The organism is Mycolicibacterium wolinskyi str. Jessa 2025 (assembly GCF_049241375.1).
In the GTDB taxonomy this organism is placed as follows: Bacteria; Actinomycetota; Actinomycetes; order Mycobacteriales; family Mycobacteriaceae; genus Mycobacterium; species Mycobacterium wolinskyi.
The window spans coordinates 1,668,206-1,686,363 of sequence record NZ_CP185960.1 but is presented as its reverse complement, the minus strand read 5'-3'; the positions used below and the strand labels follow the sequence as shown (position 1 = coordinate 1,686,363).

Below are 18,158 nucleotides of genomic sequence, written 5' to 3'. Positions count from 1 at the left end.
GGGCGCGCGGGGGCAAGCACTACAGTCGGGGCAATGGCGCAAATCGCCGAAGATCTGTTTTTGCTGTTGCTGGACAACGCGTCCGCACAGCCGGGGCTGGATCGGCGTCGCCGGGAACGGGTCCTGAGCGCCGCGGTGCTGTTGGATCTGGCCTACTCGTGCCGGATCCGCCCAGCGATGGCCGGTGAGCCCGTCGAGCCCGGTTTGTTGATCGCGCTCGCGGGCAACTGGCCGGCCGATCCGGTCGCCGACCCGGCGTTTCAACTGCTGCAGCGGCGGCCCCTGTCCGCGCAGGCCGCCCTGGGCAAACTGAGCAAGCACGTCCAGCCCAGCCTTGAGACGTTTCTCGAACGCGCCGGGCAGATCCGCCGGGTCCGCATACCGGGCAAAGGATTCCCGGGCCGCAGCGTGTATTGCTGGCCGCTCACCAACCGAGAGCGGGTCAGCCAAGCCCGCGCGGCCCTGTTGGCCGCCCTGTTCGACGGGCACACCCCGGTGCCGCCCATCGCGGCGATCATCTGCCTGCTGCACGCGGTGGACGGTCTCGGCGCGGTGCTCAGCCTCAACGAGCGGGGGTGGCGCTGGGTGCACGCGCGGGCCACCGAGATCTCGACCGGCAGTTGGGTCGACGACAACGCGGCCGCGCTGCCGGAGATGAACCTCGCCGTGACGACGTCGACCCTGCGCCCGGCGCTGATGTAGCGGTCAGCCCGCGGACAGCGCCTGCTCGATGTCGGCAAGCAGATCGGCGGCGTGCTCGATACCGACCGAAAGACGCACCAGGTCGTCGGGTACCTCGAGTTGAGATCCCGCGGTCGACGCATGCGTCATCGCGCCCGGGTACTCGATCAACGACTCCACCCCGCCGAGCGATTCGGCGAGGATGAAAAGCTCGGTGCGCGAGCACAATTCACGGGCAGCACGCTGGCCGCCCTTGAGCCGCACCGACACCATGCCGCCGAACCCGGTCATCTGCCGGGCCGCCACGTTGTGATTGGGGTGGCTGGCCAGACCCGGGTACAGAACGGTCTCGACCGCCGGGTGCCCTTCGAGGAATTCCGCTATCAGCGCGGCGTTTTCGCTGTGCTGGCGCATCCGCAGCACGAGCGTCTTGAGCCCGCGCATGGTCAGGTAGGCGTCGAACGGGCCGGGCACCGCACCGGCGCCGTTCTGCAGGAACGCGAACGCCGCGTCGAGTTCCTCGTCATTGGTCAGCAGTGCGCCGCCCACCACATCGGAATGTCCCCCGAGGTATTTGGTGGTCGAATGCAGCACGATGTCGGCACCGTGCAACAGCGGCTGCTGCAGCGCAGGCGACGCGAATGTGTTGTCCACCAACACTTTCACGCCCGATGTCGAGGCGATCTGCACGATGCCCGAGATGTCGGCGATGGTGAGCAGCGGGTTGGTCGGCGTCTCCACCCAGATCATGCGGGTCCGCGAGGTCAGTGCCGAGCGCACCGCGTCGAGATCCGACAGCGGCACCGGGGTGTGGGTGATGCCCCACTGCGAGAAGACCTTGTCGATGAGCCGGAACGTGCCGCCGTAGGCGTCGTTGGGGATCACCACGTGGTCGCCGGGGCGCAGCACGGCGCGCAACGCACAGTCCGTGGCGGCCATCCCCGAGGCGAACGCACGCCCATACGCGGCCTCCTCGACCGCGGCGAGGGCGGCTTCCAGCGCCTGGCGCGTCGGATTGCCGGTGCGGGCGTACTCGAACCCGCCACGCAGCCCGCCGACGCCGTCCTGCGCGAACGTCGAGCTGGCATAGATGGGGGTGTTGACGGCCCCGGTGCCCGGGTCGGGCCGGTAGCCGGCGTGGATGGCTTTTGTGGCCAGGCCGTGCCACTTGCGCTGTTCACTCATAACGCTTCGAGCCTATCGGGCCGCGCCGGCTCAGCTGCGCAGCCGTCGTCCGTGCGCATCGGGCAGTGATCGCGTGAACATCATGACTGCATCCACCAGCGCCCAGATACCGACACCGGCCAAAAAGAACAGTCCGACGAGAAATATCGACGTGATCATGCCGACGATCGTGAGGCCCAGCTGGATCGCGCCGATCGTCGTGTAACCGATGTAGAACCGCCCGACTCCGAAACCGCCGAGGAACAACTGCAGTAGGCCGGCCGCGACGGCGGATTTGTCGGAGAGCGGCTGCCCCGTGGCCGGGTCACGACCGAACGGCGCCTGCGGATCGGCGGGATAGGCGCCGTAAGGCTGCGGCGGTACCTGGTACCCGTACGACGGTCCCTGGGGCGGATAGCCTCCGTACGGCTGAGCTCCGTACGGCTGAGCCGCCTGCGGTGGAATCCCTTGCGGCGGAACACCGTGGGAAGGCGCACCGTACATGTCTCCGGGCTGATTTGGCATCGACATCGCGGCCCCGACTTTCTCGAATACACCGAAATCCATGTGGAATCGGCATCGGCAGGTTAGCTCAAATGGGGTTATGACGAACAGCGCCCACGGTGCAGAGCTTCGGCTCTGCGCCGTGGGCGCCGTGACGTGAGTGCGTATTACGGGGTGAGCGGAGCCACCTGACCGCCGGTGAGCTTGCGGAAGGCGTACACCGTGATGAGGGAGATCAGCGGGTAGGCGACCAGCAGGCCGACGAGGCAGGCCAGCACACCGACGATCGCGATCGCGATCGTGACGAGCCAGGTCAGCGCGACGGGCCCGAAGTTGGCCTTGGCGATGTTGAAGCTCGTCATGATGCCCTCGATGCCCGACACGTTGCGATCGAGCACGGCAACGGTGGTGAACATCAACATGATCATCGCGATGATGCCCGGGATGACACACAGCAGGATGCCGACGCCGACGATGATGCCGGACACGACCGACGCGATGATGACGTTGCCGACGTTGCGCGGCTTGAAGAACGACCCGATCGTCACCGGCGCCCCGTTGGCGATGTCGAGCATGCCGCCGATGTAGGCGGACTGGATCACGGCCATGACCACGAGCATCACCAGGCCACCGATGATCGAGACGACGATGCCGCCGGTGCCCATCGAGTAGCTGGCCGAGTAGCCGTAATCGCCGTACGACGAGGTCTCAGTCGTCGCGAACGAACTCGAGATCAGCTGGATGATGCCCTGCAGGGCACCGTAGATCAGCCCGAAGACGAGCGTCGGCACGAGCAGTTCGGCCGGGTGCTTGGTGAACTTGTTCCACGCCCACGAGAACGCCTCGCCCACACTGTAACCCGCACCGGGACCGAATCCCGGGCCGCCGGCAGGCGGGTAACCGCCCGGCTGCCCGTAACCGCCGGGCGGAGGCGGATAGGCACCGGGTGCTCCCGGCGGCGGGGGCGGTGGGTAACCGCCGTGCTGCGGCGGCGGAGGCGGCGGGTAGCCGGCGCCGGGCGGCGGAGGCGGGTAACCGCCCTGCTGCTGCGGCGGCGGATAACCACCGGGCGGAGGAGGCGGCGGGTACCCACCCTCGGGCGGCGGGGGGTAGTTCCCAGGAGGCGGCGGTTGATCAGTCACGTTGAAAGCTCTCCTCATCTCGGATGGCGACCGCAACACGGCCGCTACTTGCTGCCAGCACCTAGATGTTGCGCGAGCGGAACGGCTCAACAGGCAGATTACGCACCGCGGACCCCTTTTGACACGACCACATGCGTGCTCGACAAGTGCGTCGTATCCGGGGATGGTGGACATCGACCGGTCATGGATGCCTTCCGGTATTGAGTTTGCTGGCCTTGAGCCAGCTCACCTTACCTGAGAAGCCGCTGACAGCACGGGATTCCACGCGATGTTCACAGCCCGGAAGTCCAGCCTTTGCAATTTCCGGGGCGTTCGTTACCGGCGGCCGCTGCCCTCGGAGAGGAATCCGAGCAGGTCGTGCCGCGTCAGCACGCCAACGGGTTTGCCATCCTCGACCACCATCACCGCGTCACACTCGCGCAGTGTCTTGGCCGCGGTGCTCACGAGCTCGCCCGCACCGATCAGCGGCAACGGCGGGCTCATGTGCTCGGATACCGCGTCCGCGAGCTTCGCCCGGCCCTCGAACACCGCCGAAAGCAGTTCGCGTTCGGACACGCTGCCCGCGACTTCGCCGGCCATCACCGGCGGTTCGGCACCGACCACCGGCATCTGGGAGACGCCGTACTCGCGCAGAATGCCGATCGCGTCGCGCACGGTCTCCGACGGGTGGGTGTGCACCAGGTCGGGCAGGGCGCCCGACTTGCCGCGCAGCACGTCGCCGACCGTCGGCTGCTGGATCGAACCGTCCAGCCGGTTGCGCAGGAATCCGTACGACGACATCCATGCGTCGTTGAAAATCTTTGAGAGATAACCACGTCCGCCGTCCGGCAGCAGTACGACGACGAGGGAGTCGGGACCGGCCTTCTTCGCCACCTCGACCGCGGCCACCACTGCCATGCCGCACGAGCCGCCCACCAACAGGGCCTCTTCGCGGGCGAGCCGGCGGGTCATGTCGAACGAGTCGGCATCCGAGACCGCGATGATCTCGTCGGGCACCGCGGGGTCGTAGGCCGACGGCCAGAAATCCTCCCCCACACCCTCCACGAGATAGGGGCGGCCGGTGCCGCCCGAGTACACCGAACCCTCCGGGTCGGCGCCGACGATCCGGACCTTCCCGTCGGACACCTCCTTGAGATAGCGCCCCGCGCCCGTGATCGTGCCGCCGGTGCCGACGCCCGCGACGAAGTGCGTCACCTGCCCGTCGGTGTCGGCCCAGATCTCCGGACCCGTCGTCTCGTAATGCGACTCGGGCCCCATCGGGTTCGAGTACTGGTCGGGTTTCCAGGCGCCGTCGATCTCGGTGACCAGGCGGTTGGACACGCTGTAGTAGCTGTCGGGGTGGTCGGGCGGCACCGCCGTCGGGCACACCACGACCTCGGCGCCGTACGCGCGCAACACATTCCGCTTGTCCTCGCTGACCTTGTCGGGGCAGACGAAGACGCATTTGTAACCACGCTGCTGAGCGACCAGAGCCAGCCCGACACCGGTGTTGCCGGAAGTCGGCTCGACGATCGTGCCGCCGGGTTTGAGTTCACCGCTGGCTTCGGCGGCGTCGATCATCTTGACCGCGATGCGGTCTTTGGCGCTGCCGCCCGGGTTGAGGTACTCGATCTTGGCCACAACCCGGCCTGCGCCTTCTGGGACAACGGAGTTCAGCTCGACCAGAGGGGTGTTGCCGATGAGCTCACTGACGTGGCGGGCGATGCGCATATGTCCATGGTCTCAGGCCCGCGTTCGGCCTACCAGGTCGCCTCTCGAATGTACTCACCGATCTGACGCAGCGAGCGCTTCGCTTCCGGCACCATCGGCCCGGCGATCTGGAAGACATGCATCTGACCGGGCCAAACGCGGACCTCGACCGCAACACCGGCCGCGGCGAGCTGGTGCGCGGCTTTGCGCGCATCGCTGATCAGCACCTCGGACCCGGACACATGGATGAGTGTGCGCGGCAGTCCCGGCTCGATGTGGTCGAGCGGCTCGTAGATCTCCTCGCCCTTGCGGGTGGCCGCGGCTGCGACGAGTTCGACCAGTGCGTCGAACGCCTTGGCCGGGAACATCGCGTCGCGGCGGATGTTCGGATGATTCGCGCGCGTCCGGTTGTCGATCTCGAACAGCGGCGACATGGTGACCAGAGCTGCCGGCGATTCGCCTTCGTCGAGCAGCCGTTCGGCCAGCGCCAGACCGAGATAGCCGCCCGCGGAATCGCCCGCGATCACGATCTGATCCGGCTCGTAGCCGGTGAGCCGCAGCCAGCGGTACGCGTCGTAGCAGTCGTCGAGAGCCGTGCCCACCGAGTGCTTCGGGACCATGCGGTAGTCCACGACCAGCACCGGGCTGTCGGCGTATTCGGACAGCGACGTCACGATGCCCGAGTGCGTGTTGGCCCCGCACACCAGGAACGCGCCGCCGTGCAGGTACAGGATGACGCTGCGCTTGCCGTCCGCGGGCAGCACGCCCGCCGCGCGCACGAGCTGCGCGGTGCAGTTCGGCAGCGAGATCGTGGCCTTGATGGTGCCGGGCACCGGGCGCAGGAGCCGCGCGGCGAAGTTGACGACTCCGAACGGCCACGGCAGATGCGGAACATGGCTACCGATTGCCAGTGTCGGACGGATTGTCAGCATGGCTGCCAGCGAAGCGAGCCGGCCGCCGATGCTCGTGCCGTCTTCCACGACCTCGACCGGCGCCGAGTCACTGACTGGATACTTGCGCCCGCGATAGGCTCTAGCTGGGCTTATGCCAGCATGATGAGACCTGGATACCTTACTCGGTGCGGTCATCGCCACCACTTCCTACGCCTTTGTAGTGCTCGGTGTGCAAAGTCACTCAGACAACCCGGGTAACTTAGCTTGACATCTCTAATCTGTTCAACAATCAAATAGATTGTTTTGATACCGCAGTTGATACCGCACCGTGATCCGCGAGCCGCCTCGCCACGCGGAGAACCCTCTCCTTCACCCCTAAAATGGCCCCGTGGGCTCAAGCAGTGATGCTCCTCGCGTGCGTCGGTCAACTGTCGCTCTGGCGGCCGCAGCCATGCTCGCGTCGACCGGCTCCGCGTACATCGGGGCGCGCAACCTGCTGTCCGGGCAGGCCGACAAGGCTCGCCAGGTCATCCCGAAGTCCTGGGACATCCCGCCGCGCGCGGACGGCGTGTACTCACCGGGCGGGGGTCCCGTGGAACGGTGGGAGCGCGGTGTCCCGTTCGACGTGCACCTGATGATCTTCGGTGACTCGACCGCCACCGGGTACGGCTGCCATGTCGCCGACGAGGTGCCCGGCGTGCTGCTGGCGCGCGGTGTCGCCGAACAGCTCGGCAAGCGAATCCGGTTGAGCACCAAGGCGATTGTCGGCGCCACGTCGAAGGGGTTGTCGGGCCAGATCGACGCGATGTTCGTGGCGGGGCCGCCACCGGACGCCGCGGTCATCATGATCGGCGCCAACGACATCACCAGGCCGAACGGCATCGGGGCGTCGGCGCGCAGGCTGGGCGCCGCGGTGCGCCGGTTACGTGCGGCGGGCGCGGTCGTCGTCGTCGGCACCTGCCCGGACTTCGGCGTGATCACCGCGATCCCCCAGCCGCTGCGCTGGTACACGCGTGGCCGCGGGTTGCGCCTGGCGCGGGCCCAGGCGGGGGCCGTGCGCGCCGCCGGTGGCGTCCCCGTGCCGTTCTCCGACCTGCTGGCGCCCGAGTTCTACAAAGCGCCTGAGCTGCTGTTCTCCGAGGACATGTTCCACCCGTCGGCGGCCGGCTATGCGCTGGCGGCCAAACAGCTGCTGCCCGCGTTGTGTAATGCGTTGGGCGAGTGGGACGGTGACGCGGCGCTCGAAACCGGTGCGGCCGATACCAGCACGTTGCTGACCCGGCTCGGCAGCATGAGCAGGCTGTGGCGGCGCTCGACCGGGGTGCCCGCGCCCGTCGTGGTGTCTGCGAGCTAGGTTCTAGCTAGCTACTCGATCTAGGAGCCCGTCATGCCTGAAGCCGTCATCGTCGCCACTGCCCGCTCGCCGATCGGCCGGGCCAACAAGGGATCGCTCGTCGATATGCGGCCCGACGACCTCGCCGCCCAGATGGTCAAGGCCGTGCTGGACAAGGTGCCCGCGCTGGATCCACGCGATATCGACGACCTCATCATGGGTTGCGGTCAGCCCGGCGGCGAGTCCGGATTCAACATCGGCCGTGCCGTCGCGGTGCAGCTGGGCTATGACTTCCTGCCCGGCACCACCGTCAACCGTTACTGTTCGTCGTCGCTGCAGACCACCCGCATGGCGTTCCACGCGATCAAGGCCGGTGAGGGCCACGCGTTCATCTCGGCCGGCGTCGAGACCGTGTCGCGATTCGCCAAGGGCAACGCCGACGGCTGGCCCGACACCAAGAACCCGGTATACGCCGACGCCATGGCGCGCTCGGATCAGGCCGCGGCGGGTGCTGAGGAGTGGCACGATCCCCGCGAGGACGGCCTCATCCCCGACGTCTACATCGCCATGGGCCAGACCGCCGAGAACGTCGCCCTGCACACCGGCATCAGCCGCGAAGATCAGGACCACTGGGGCGTGCGGTCACAGAACCGCGCCGAGGAGGCCATCAACAACGGCTTCTTCGAGCGCGAGATCGTTCCCGTGACGCTGCCCGACGGCACGATCGTGTCCAAGGACGACGGCCCGCGTGCCGGCACGAGCTACGAGAAGATCAGCCAGCTCAAGCCGGTGTTCCGGCCCAACGGCACGGTGACCGCGGGCAATGCCTGCCCGCTCAACGACGGCGCCGCCGCACTCGTCGTGATGAGCGACGAGCGGGCCCGCGACCTCGGCCTCACCCCGCTCGCGCGCATCGTCTCGACCGGTGTCTCGGGCCTGTCCCCCGAGATCATGGGCCTCGGCCCGATCGAAGCCGTCAAGAAGGCGCTTGCCAACGCGGGCATGACAATTGGCGACATCGACCTGTATGAGATCAACGAGGCGTTCGCGGTCCAGGTGCTCGGCTCGGCCCGCGCACTCGGCATGGACGAGGACAAGCTCAATGTCTCCGGTGGCGCCATCGCCCTCGGCCACCCCTTCGGCATGACCGGGGCCCGCATCACCGCCACGCTCCTCAACAACCTCCAGACCTACGACAAGACCTTCGGCATCGAGACCATGTGTGTCGGTGGCGGCCAGGGTATGGCGATGGTTGTGGAGCGCTTGAGCTAGTTTTTGTTGAGTCTGCGCGGAGGGCGCAAAAGTGCGAGAAGCCAACGCCCTCAGCGCAGAGTCAACGGCGAAGTCAGGCGATTCCACGCCCGAAGCAGGCGAGCGATGATGCCGGGCCTGCGATCGCCCGCGGCCACTCTGATGGTCGTCCAACCAGCGTCGGCGATGTACTCATGACGGGCAATGTCATACGCGAGTGTGCCGGCATGCTGCTTACCGTCGTATTCCACAGCCAACGGGATGTCCTCCCAACCCATGTCGAGGTAATACAGCGGCGATCCGTCAGGGCCGGGCACTGGGATCTGTGTCCGCGGCCGCGGGAAACCCTCGTCGATCACCACGAGCCGCAACCACGTTTCCTTCGGTGATTGTGCGCCCGGGTCGTACAGGTCGAGCGCGGCTTCGAGCTGACGAAGACCACGGACGTGAGGATGCTGTGCGGCCAGGCTCAAAACGTCAGCACGTTTCGGCCTGGTCGCATTGCCGAGCGCGTCGAGTCGAGCCACTGCCTCGTTGAGTCGGCCACGCCTGCCGAGGTCGAACGCGGTCCGCTCGGGCGTCGTCACGTTCAGTCCTTCGATCGATTGAAACTCCCCTGCCGGCAGTCGATCGGCACGGGTGATAACGCCTTTCGGTGCCCTGGCATTCGCCCAGATCAGTTCAACCGGGGCTTGAGCGTCGATCCACCTGGCCCCATGCAACGCCGACGCAGCAAGTCCGGCGACCACGGCCTCCCGCTTTGACCACAGCCACGCCGCCTGCACGCGCTGACGCAGCGTTGGAGTAATCCGTTTGTCCAGGTACACATTCGGCATCACGGCGCGGTAATAGCGACGTAGCTCGTAGCGGGTCAACGCACCCGAAGCCAGCACTTCGGTGCCAATGAAAGGGTCTGTGCCAATTTCCATGGCGTCAGGCTGATTATTGACGCCGACGCCGATGTCGGCCCCACGGTTCTTGGGCCATCAACTGTGGACGAAACGCGTTCTGTGGATGGCCACCGAATCGACTCTGCACGCACGGTGCAAAAGTGCGAGAAGGGTGCGCCATCACCGCAGAGTCAAAGCCATATGAAAAAGGCGCCCGCAATCGCGGACGCCTTTCTCGGGGTAGGGCTGCTAGTCGTTGTTGAAGTAAGACAGCAGCCGCAGGATCTCGATGTACAGCCACACCAGGGTGACGGTCAGGCCGAGGGCGATGCCCCACGCAGCCTTCTCCGGCGCACCGGCACGGATCATCTGGTCAGCAGCATCGAAGTCGAGCAGGAAGCTGAACGCTGCCAGACCGATGCAGACGAGCGAGAAGATGATCGCGATCGGGCCACCGTCGCGCAGCGGGCCCGCGCCATCGGTGAACAGCGCGTACACGAAGTTGCCGAGGGCGAGGACGACGACGCCGATCATGGCGGCGATCAGCATGCGGGTGAACTTCGGCGTCACGCGGATGGCACCGGTCTTGTAGACGACGAGCATGCCGAAGAACACGCCGAAGGTGCCGAGGACGGCCTGGCTGATCAGCCCGCCCGCGCTGGCGCCCTGGATGTTGAAGGTGAGCAGGAACGACACCGCGCCGAGGAACAGGCCCTCAAGAGCGGCGTAGGTCAGCACGATCGCCGGGTTGTCCTGCTTGCGGCCGAAGGTTGCGATCAGGACGAGGACGAGGCCGCCGATGCCACCGATCAGGGTGAACGGCGCGGCCAGCGCCATGTTGCCGGACACCAGGAAGTAGGAGACGACGGCGACGATCGACAGCACGCCCAGCGTGACGCCGGTCTTGGTGACGACGTCGTCGATGGTCAGCGGCCGCGACACGCCCGTCTGCTGCTGGTCGAGGTACTCAGGTGCATACTGCTGTGCGTGCACCTGCTGCGCACCGAAGCCGGCGGCTCCGGTACCGAATTGTGCGTATCCGCCCTGCGTCTTCGGCAGGCTGCGGAATACCGGGTTGCTGGTCTCGCGCACCGTCGGGTTCCTCTCTTATGAGACGTGTTCGGTTAAGAACTACGGGTTCAACGATCAATGATCCCGAGCGGTTCCCGTCGACGCCAGATATCTCTCAGGAAACTTCCAGGTTTGATCTTGAGGCAAACCCTACCCGGCGCACGCGACCGGTGGGCATCGAACTAGATTGCAAACCGTGACAGAAAACGAGGACGTCCTAGTAAATGTCCGCAACGGCGTCGGCATCCTCACGCTGAATCGTCCCAAGGCGATCAACTCCCTCAACGAGGTCATGGTCGCCGGCATCGCCGAGGCGCTCGGCGCCTGGGAGGACGACGACTCGGTGCACACCGTGCTGCTGACGGGCGCCGGTGAACGCGGCCTGTGCGCCGGCGGCGACGTCGTGGCGATCTACCACAGCGCGAAGACGGGCGGCGCCGACGCACGTCGGTTCTGGTACGACGAATATCTCCTCAACTCGCGGATCGGGAAATACCCCAAGCCGTATGTCGCACTCATGGACGGCATCGTGATGGGCGGCGGCGTCGGCGTGGCCGCACATGGCAGCGTGCGCGTCGCGACCGATACGACCAAGATGGCGATGCCCGAGGTCGGTATCGGGTTCATTCCCGACGTCGGCGGCACGTACCTGCTGTCGCGCGCGCCCGGTGCGCTCGGCCTGCACGCGGCGCTCACGGGTGCGCCGTTCTCGGGCGCCGACGCGATCGCGATGGGCTTCGCCGATCACTTTGTGCCCCACGACAAACTCGCCGACTTCACCGAGGCCGTCGTCGACGAGGGTGTCGACAAGGCACTCGCGAGCTACTCCATCGAACCGCCACCCAGCCCGCTACTCGCACAACGCGAGTGGATCGACGACTGCTACGCCGGCGACACGGTCGGTGACATCATGGCTGCGCTGCAGAGCCACGAAGCGGGCCCCGCCAATGACGCGGCCAACCTGATCGCGACCCGCTCCCCCGTATCTCTCGCCGTGACGCTCGAAGCCGTGCGTCGCGCCGCGAAACTCGACACGCTCGAGGATGTGCTGCGCCAGGAGTACCGGACGTCGTGCGCGTCGCTGCGTTCGCATGACCTGGTGGAGGGCATTCGCGCCCAATTGGTCGACAAGGACCGGAATCCGAAGTGGTCGCCATCGTCGATCGCAGACGTGACCCAGGCCGATGTCGACGCATACTTCGTTCCGGCAGATCCCGACCTAACGTTCGAGGAGGAGAAGAAATGAGCGACTTCGAGACAATCCTGGTCACCCGCACCGGCCGGGTCGCCACCATCACGCTGAACCGGCCCAAGGCGCTCAACGCCCTCAACAGCCAGGTGATGACCGAAGTCACCACGGCCGCAGCCGAACTCGACAAGGATCCGGGCGTCGGCGCGATCATCGTCACGGGCAACGAGAAGGCCTTCGCCGCGGGCGCGGACATCAAGGAAATGGCCGAGCTGTCCTTCGCCGACGTCTACTCGGCCGACTTCTTCGAGCTGTGGTCGAAGTTCGCCGCGACCCGCACCCCGACGATCGCCGCGGTCGCCGGGTACGCACTCGGCGGCGGCTGCGAGCTCGCGATGATGTGCGACATCCTGATCGCCGCCGACACCGCGAAGTTCGGCCAGCCCGAGATCAAGCTCGGCGTCCTGCCCGGCATGGGCGGCTCACAGCGCCTCACCCGTGCCATCGGCAAGGCCAAGGCCATGGATTTGATCCTGACCGGGCGCACCATCGACGCCACCGAAGCCGAGCGCGCCGGTCTGGTGTCACGCTTGGTTCCCGCGGACTCGCTGATCGATGAGGCGCTCGCCGTCGCCGAAACCATCGCCGGGATGTCGCTTTCGGCCTCGCGGATGGCCAAGGAGGCGGTCAATCGCGCGTTCGAATCGAGCCTTACCGAGGGCCTGCTCTACGAGCGCAGGCTGTTCCACTCGGCGTTTGCCACTGCCGATCAGAAAGAAGGCATGGCCGCGTTCACCGAGAAGCGCGCCGCCAACTTCACCCATCGCTAAAGTCGACGGGTGACCGCCGGGGAAAGCACTGCAGACACTGCCGAAATCTCCGAGGACGAGGCGCCACCCGCACCTCCCGAAAAGCCGATGTGGTGGGTGCGCCATTACACGTTCTTCGGCACCGCGGTGGGCTTGGTATTCATCTGGTTGTCGTTGACTCCGTCGCTGCTGCCGCGCGGTCCGTTGTTCCAGGGACTGGTCAGCGGCGGCGCCGGGGCGATCGGCTACGGGCTCGGCGTGTTCGGCGTGTGGTTGGTGCGGTACATGCGCTCGGCCGAGACCAGCCCCAAAGCGCCGAGGTGGGCCTGGGTGGCCCTCGTCGTGGTCGGGATCGTCGGCCAGATCCTGATGATCATCTGGTTCCACGTGTGGCAGGACGACGTCCGCGACCTCATGGGGGTGCCCCGCCTCGGGTTCTGGGATCACCCGCTGACGGCCGTGCTGTCGATCGTGGTGTTGTTCGTGCTGGTCGAGATCGGCCAGTTGATCGGCAAGCTGGTGCGTTTCCTCGACCAGAAGCTGGATCGTTTTCTGCCGCCCCGTGTTTCGGCCGTGGTCGTGGTGGCACTGCTGCTCGCGTTGTCGATTGCACTCCTCAACGGTGTGGTGGTACGCGTCGCGATGGACACCATCAACAAGACCTTCGCCGCCATCAACGACGAGACCGACCCGGATTTCGCGGCACCGAATTCGGTGCTGCGGTCCGGTGGCCCGCAATCGCTCACGAGCTGGGAATCGCTGGGCCATCAAGGCCGTGTCTTCGTCTCCGGCGGTCCCAGTGCAGAGCAGATCTCGCGATTCAACGGAACTCCCGCCGTCGAACCCATCCGGGCTTACGCGGGCCTGCATTCCGCTGACGGCATCCAGGCCACCGCGGCTCTCGCGGCGCGGGAGTTGCAGCGTATGGGTGGCCTGGATCGTGCGGTGATCGCGGTCGCGACGACCACGGGAACCGGCTGGATCAACGAGGCCGAAGCCTCGGCCCTGGAGTACATGTACAACGGCGACACCGCGATCGTGTCGATGCAGTACTCGTTCCTGCCGAGCTGGCTGTCGTTCCTCGTCGACCAGGAGAACGCCCGCCAGGCCGGCCAGGCGCTGTTCGAGGCGATCGATGCGCTCGTGCGTGAACTGCCCGAGGACCGCCGCCCCAAGCTCGTGGTGTTCGGCGAGAGTCTCGGCTCATTCGGTGGCGAGGCCCCGTTCCTGGCGCTCAACAACCTCATTGCCCGCACCGACGGGGCCCTGTTCTCGGGCCCGACGTTCAAGAACACGATCTGGACCACCCTGACCCGCGAGCGCGATGCCGGGTCGCCCGAGTGGTTGCCGATCTACGACAACGGCGAGAACGTGCGTTTCAGCGCTGAGGCCCAGAACTTGGACCGCCCCGACAAGCCGTGGGGCAACCCGCGTGTGGTGTATCTGCAGCACGCGTCCGATCCGATCTCGTGGTGGACGCCGGATCTGCTGTTCTCCAAACCGGATTGGCTGCGCGAACCCCGCGGTTATGACGTGTCACCCCGCATGGAGTGGATTCCGGTGGTGACGTTCCTGCAGGTGTCTGCTGACATGGCGGTTGCGGTCGAGGTGCCCGACGGCCACGGCCACGTCTTCGTCAAGGATGTCGCCAACGCGTGGGCGGCGATCATGCAGCCGCCCGGCTGGACGCCGGAGAAAACCGAAAAGCTGCGGCCTTTGCTGACCAGTAACGAAAATGCTTGAGCGCTCGGCGTTTCGGGCGCCGGGGGTGGCCACTGGCGGTCTGCCCGGCTATTAGCGACAAAGTCGCGGAAAACACCCCTTGGGCCACATCCGGCACGTAGGCCCCAGACCGGTAGTCACACCGGCACCTCTGACGACGTTGGCCACGATCGTCACAGGTTTTGGGCTGTCCACCTATCAGCGACAAAGTCGCTGACAAGCGGGCAGCTCGAAAACCGTTGCCAGAGTTGCCAATGCGTTCATTGCGCCCGCTGGGATTCCAGGCGTGTTGCGCCAGCTACCGCTGGGACCCGTGTGGCGATTTCCGCGACAAAGTCGCGCATAGGCGGGCAGGAAGGCACCCATGCTCAGATCCGCCGGCGCGCCACGCGACCGCGAAACCGCCCGTCACACCTGACCGTTGGCGACCAGCGCGTGATATCCACCGATGACGTCGGTGGCCCGGTGCAGGCCCAGGTCCAACAGCGACGCCGCGGCCAGGCTCGACGTGTAGCCCTCCGAGCACAGGATCACCCAGTACACATCGTCGTCGACGGCCTGCGGGATCCGCGCATCAGACGTCGGATCACACCGCCACTCCAGGACATTGCGTTCGATCACCAGCGCGCCGTCGACCTCCCCTTCGCGGGCACGCTGCGCGGCGGGGCGGATGTCGACCAGCACGGCCCCGTCCGCAAGCGCGGCGGGCACGTCGGCCGCGGGCAGGCGGTCCAAGCGGGCACGCGCCGCCTCCAGCACTGCGTCGATGCGGCTCATCGTCATCCCTCCGGCGCGTCGGTGAGTTCAGTGCGGCTGCGGCGCAGGGTGTTTCGCGAAGTCACTTCGTAATACGACATCGCGGTCAACGGTGGCGAATAGGCGTGGACGCTCAGCGTCGGCCCACTGACCGGGCCAGGTGCCCGCACGACATCGTGCACCCAGCCCAGCGGGAACGCCGCCTGACTTCCGGCGGACAACTGCCTGCGCTTCAACCCCTCACCGTCCCAGCGAGTTTCGGTCAATGTGCCGGAAACCACCGTCAACGCACCGAGCGAGCCACCGTGATCGTGCAACTCGGTCGACCGGTCGGGCACCCAGCTGATCAGCCAGACATCGAGCTCGTCGTTACCGACGAGCCGGGTGTACCAACGTTCGTCCTCGGGCAGCCCGCGCAGCATCCGGTCGTAACGACCGGACAGCACGTCGTCGGCCGCGCGGTCGGTGGTGTTCAACAGATCGGGCAACCGCAGCCGGGTGGGCGCGGACACCGCGGGGACAAAACTGGGCGCAACCGTAGGAACGGTGGAAAGCATGGAAGGACTCCAGGAATGACGGGTGGAAAGGGAGGTCGGTCGGTGCTCTACCGAGCCCGACAACACTCCTGATATCCGGTCCTTTCCGTCACGGCCGCCAGTGTTGCATAGATTGGCGGCATGCGCAGTTACACGTGGGTGTCGCGGGCGACCGCCGGAGCCGTCGCGGCGGCCGGTCTCAGCCTGCTCGTCGGATGTTCGTCGGGGGATGACAAAGACCAATCGCAGGAGTCCTCGGCGCCGGCGACGACAGCGACCACCACGGCCGAGTCGCCGACTCCGACGGCTGCGCCGGGTGAGGTCGCGGTGTCGCCCGGTGGGGTCACGACGGCGGTCGGCGCGGACGCGCAGTCCACGGAAGAGGAGTACTTCCAGGCCTGTCACGCCGCCAAGGTGTGGATGGACGAGAAGGGCGGCGATCCCAAAGCCCAGATCGAGCCGTACCTCGCGAGCCTGCAGGCGCCGGACGCTGCCCCCGGTCCTGGCACCTACAACAAGCCATGGGCGGAGCTCGAGCCGGCGCGGCAGGCGGCCGTCATCGTTGCGGTCCAGGCCGCGGCCGACCAGCTGTGCAGCTAGTTCGAATCACGTTGCGTTAAATCACCGGGCTCGCCCCGCTGGGCGGCGATCCAGGCGCGGCCCTGCGCGACGGCCGTGTCCAGCGCCCCGAACACGCGATCGGTGGCGGGCACGATGCCGTCGGGACCGAGCAGATCGTCGAGGTCGCCGCGTCGCAGCACCTCTGCGGTCGCCGCGTCGACGCCGCTGACGATCAGTCGCCCGTTGTTGGCCTTGAGCTCGCCGCCCCAGCGGCGCAGTGCCTTGATCGCGACCGACGACGGCACATCGGGCAGCGCACGCATGCTCAGTACGACGACGGCGTTGGTGCTCCCCTCGGCACGCGGCCAATCCTCGTCGATGCGGGCCACTTCGGCGAACAGCCCGACACCGGCGTAGTGCAGGATCGTGACGTCGTTGCTTGCGCACTGGTCGGGCACGGGCACGCTGCGCCAGCCGCCGTTGTCGGGCTCCAACGCCATCAGCTGTGCGGACTTCGCCGCCTTGGCGCAGTAGAGCACCAGAGAGGTGATGACACCGATGAGGATGGCGGTGTGCAGCGGCAGCTGCGTGGTCGCGGCGAATGTGATCAGCATGGCCAGCGCTGACAGCGGGGCGACCCGCAGCACCAGCTTGATGTCCTTCCACCGGCCGACGACGAGTTCGGCGCCGATCACCAGGATGAGTCCGCCGATCACCGGCATCGGGATGATCTCTGCGGCCGAACCGGCGATCAGCACCAGCAGGGCGAGCCAGATGCCGGCGAAGATGCCGGCCCACCGCGTCTGAGCGCCCGCGGACGTGGCGACTCCGGTGCGTGACAGCGACCCACCGGTCGGCAGCGCCCCGAAGAAACCGCCGACCGCGTTGGCCGCACCCTGTGCGAGGAAGTCGCCGTTCATGTTGGTGCGGCTGCCATCCGGGTTGGGTACCGCGGCCGAGATACCTGCCGCCTGGGCGAGTGCGACGAGCGCGACCGCGACACCGCCCATGAGCAACTCCGGCATGGCCGCGAAGTTCGGAACGGTCACCGGTGGAAGCGAATTCATGATCGAGGCGATGTCGCCGACGGTTTCCACATCGACTTTTGCTATCGCCACCACGGCGGTGACAACCACCAGCGCAAGCAGAGTCGCGAACGACTCCAGCGGTTTGATGAAGTGGAAGACGGCCCACACCGCAACGGTCCCGAGCGCGACCGCGACCGCAGCGCCCGACCACAGTCCGATGTGGGCCAGCGAATCGATGAACTTGCCGATTGTGTTGCCGCTCTGCGGTTTGTAGCCGGTGGCGTCGCCCAGCACGCCGGCGATGATCTGCAGCGCGATGCCGGTCGAGAACCCGGTCATCACCGCGTTCGACACGAAACTCATGATCGAACCGAACTTCAGCAGCCCGAACACCAGCATCACGATGCCGACGACGATGGCGAGCGCGGCGACGTTGGCCGGGTCGGCGGGATCGAGTCCGGCGTCGTGCAACACACTGCGCGAGGTGAGCGCGATCGCGCTGGTCAGCGTCGTCACCATCAGCACGGTGCGGGCGAACAGCGAGCCGATGATCCCCGGCACCACGCCTGCGTACAACCCGGCCACCGGGTTGAATCCGCCGATGCTCGCGTATGCCATGCCTTCGGGGATGGAGAACAACCCGGTCACGAGGCCGGCGATCGCGTCGCGAGGCGTGGGTTTGCCGAGCTTGCGCACGGCCGCCGTTGCCCTTGCTGGCACGCTCATGCTGAACAACCTTGCCACGGTTGGCCGCTCGGCGGGCGATACTCGGCCAGTGGCTGCCCGCAGCCACCGGATCGTGCGGTGATCGGGCGGCAGGGTAACCGCGAATAGCGCTGTGACACTGGGCGATCAGCTTGCGCTCGACGACCAGAGTCACTCGAGACCGCCTCGGCGGAACCGAAGACTGAATTTCCCCTTGCGTTGAATTTCCGGCGG

The 18,158-nt window shown here is 66.6% G+C and carries 17 protein-coding genes; 7 read left to right on the top strand and 10 right to left on the bottom strand.

Going from position 1 to position 18,158, the window contains the following annotated elements; genetic code table 11:
* Window positions 1-33 precede the first annotated feature (33 nt).
* Window positions 34-702: a GOLPH3/VPS74 family protein gene (locus tag ACOI2T_RS08465; protein WP_085144009.1), complete on the top strand. Its 669-nt coding sequence runs from the start codon at window positions 34-36 to the stop codon at window positions 700-702.
* Window positions 703-705: 3 nt separating this feature from the next.
* Here the strand turns inward: ACOI2T_RS08465 and ACOI2T_RS08460 are convergent, their stop codons facing one another.
* The 5 genes from ACOI2T_RS08460 to ACOI2T_RS08440 form a co-directional block, all read right to left on the bottom strand.
* Window positions 706-1,866: a cystathionine gamma-synthase gene (locus ACOI2T_RS08460; protein ID WP_067844629.1), complete on the bottom strand. Its 1,161-nt coding sequence runs from the start codon at window positions 1,864-1,866 to the stop codon at window positions 706-708.
* Between the two features lie 30 nt (window positions 1,867-1,896).
* Window positions 1,897-2,412, bottom strand: coding sequence for a TM2 domain-containing protein (locus ACOI2T_RS08455; protein ID WP_409503303.1), 516 nt, complete (start codon window positions 2,410-2,412; stop codon window positions 1,897-1,899).
* A gap of 104 nt (window positions 2,413-2,516) precedes the next feature.
* Window positions 2,517-3,491, bottom strand: coding sequence for a DUF2189 domain-containing protein (locus ACOI2T_RS08450; RefSeq protein ID WP_409503304.1), 975 nt, complete (start codon window positions 3,489-3,491; stop codon window positions 2,517-2,519).
* Between the two features lie 315 nt (window positions 3,492-3,806).
* A complete protein-coding gene (locus tag ACOI2T_RS08445; protein WP_409503305.1) occupies window positions 3,807-5,201 on the bottom strand; it encodes a cystathionine beta-synthase in 1,395 nt (464 codons plus the stop codon).
* Window positions 5,202-5,230: 29 nt separating this feature from the next.
* Window positions 5,231-6,268 carry an alpha/beta hydrolase gene (locus ACOI2T_RS08440; RefSeq protein ID WP_085144296.1) on the bottom strand — a complete coding sequence of 346 codons (1,038 nt, stop codon included), beginning with the start codon at window positions 6,266-6,268 and terminating at the stop codon, window positions 5,231-5,233.
* Window positions 6,269-6,524: 256 nt separating this feature from the next.
* Between ACOI2T_RS08440 and ACOI2T_RS08435 the strand changes: the two genes are divergently transcribed.
* Window positions 6,525-7,427 carry an SGNH/GDSL hydrolase family protein gene (locus tag ACOI2T_RS08435; RefSeq protein ID WP_409503395.1) on the top strand — a complete coding sequence of 301 codons (903 nt, stop codon included), beginning with the start codon at window positions 6,525-6,527 and terminating at the stop codon, window positions 7,425-7,427.
* A gap of 33 nt (window positions 7,428-7,460) precedes the next feature.
* Window positions 7,461-8,678 (top strand): acetyl-CoA C-acetyltransferase, encoded by a 1,218-nt coding sequence (locus ACOI2T_RS08430; RefSeq protein WP_409503306.1) that lies wholly within the window; start codon window positions 7,461-7,463, stop codon window positions 8,676-8,678.
* 50 nt (window positions 8,679-8,728) lie between these two features.
* Here the strand turns inward: ACOI2T_RS08430 and ACOI2T_RS08425 are convergent, their stop codons facing one another.
* A complete protein-coding gene (locus ACOI2T_RS08425) occupies window positions 8,729-9,586 on the bottom strand; it encodes an endonuclease domain-containing protein (protein WP_409503307.1) in 858 nt (285 codons plus the stop codon).
* A 210-nt stretch (window positions 9,587-9,796) separates the two neighbouring features.
* The gene (locus ACOI2T_RS08420; protein ID WP_067844616.1) at window positions 9,797-10,639 is read right to left on the bottom strand and encodes a Bax inhibitor-1/YccA family protein; all 843 of its coding nucleotides are present in this window, start codon (window positions 10,637-10,639) and stop codon (window positions 9,797-9,799) included.
* 175 nt (window positions 10,640-10,814) lie between these two features.
* Between ACOI2T_RS08420 and ACOI2T_RS08415 the strand changes: the two genes are divergently transcribed.
* The 3 genes from ACOI2T_RS08415 to ACOI2T_RS08405 all read left to right on the top strand — a co-directional run bounded on the left by ACOI2T_RS08415 (window position 10,815) and on the right by ACOI2T_RS08405 (window position 14,359).
* Entirely contained in the window at window positions 10,815-11,864 is a 1,050-nt protein-coding gene (locus ACOI2T_RS08415) for an enoyl-CoA hydratase/isomerase family protein (RefSeq protein ID WP_409503308.1), read from the top strand.
* On the top strand, window positions 11,861-12,637 hold the full coding sequence (locus tag ACOI2T_RS08410; RefSeq protein ID WP_085144023.1) for an enoyl-CoA hydratase: 777 nt from the start codon (window positions 11,861-11,863) through the stop codon (window positions 12,635-12,637). The genes ACOI2T_RS08415 and ACOI2T_RS08410 overlap by 4 nt, the downstream gene beginning before the upstream one ends.
* An 87-nt stretch (window positions 12,638-12,724) precedes the next feature.
* Window positions 12,725-14,359, top strand: coding sequence for an alpha/beta hydrolase (locus ACOI2T_RS08405; RefSeq protein ID WP_409503396.1), 1,635 nt, complete (start codon window positions 12,725-12,727; stop codon window positions 14,357-14,359).
* 387 nt (window positions 14,360-14,746) lie between these two features.
* On the opposite strand, the gene ACOI2T_RS08400 is transcribed toward ACOI2T_RS08405, so the two are convergent.
* Window positions 14,747-15,115 (bottom strand): rhodanese-like domain-containing protein, encoded by a 369-nt coding sequence (locus ACOI2T_RS08400; RefSeq protein ID WP_409503309.1) that lies wholly within the window; start codon window positions 15,113-15,115, stop codon window positions 14,747-14,749.
* Between the two features lie 2 nt (window positions 15,116-15,117).
* The gene (locus ACOI2T_RS08395; RefSeq protein WP_067844608.1) at window positions 15,118-15,651 is read right to left on the bottom strand and encodes a cysteine dioxygenase; all 534 of its coding nucleotides are present in this window, start codon (window positions 15,649-15,651) and stop codon (window positions 15,118-15,120) included.
* Window positions 15,652-15,771: 120 nt separating this feature from the next.
* On the opposite strand from ACOI2T_RS08395, the gene lpqV reads away from it, so the two are divergent.
* A complete protein-coding gene (gene lpqV / locus ACOI2T_RS08390) occupies window positions 15,772-16,230 on the top strand; it encodes a lipoprotein LpqV (protein WP_409503310.1) in 459 nt (152 codons plus the stop codon).
* On the opposite strand, the gene ACOI2T_RS08385 is transcribed toward lpqV, so the two are convergent.
* Window positions 16,227-17,945, bottom strand: a complete 1,719-nt coding sequence (locus ACOI2T_RS08385; protein WP_409503311.1) for a SulP family inorganic anion transporter — start codon at window positions 17,943-17,945, stop codon at window positions 16,227-16,229. The genes lpqV and ACOI2T_RS08385 overlap by 4 nt on opposite strands.
* Window positions 17,946-18,158: the final 213 nt, after the last annotated feature.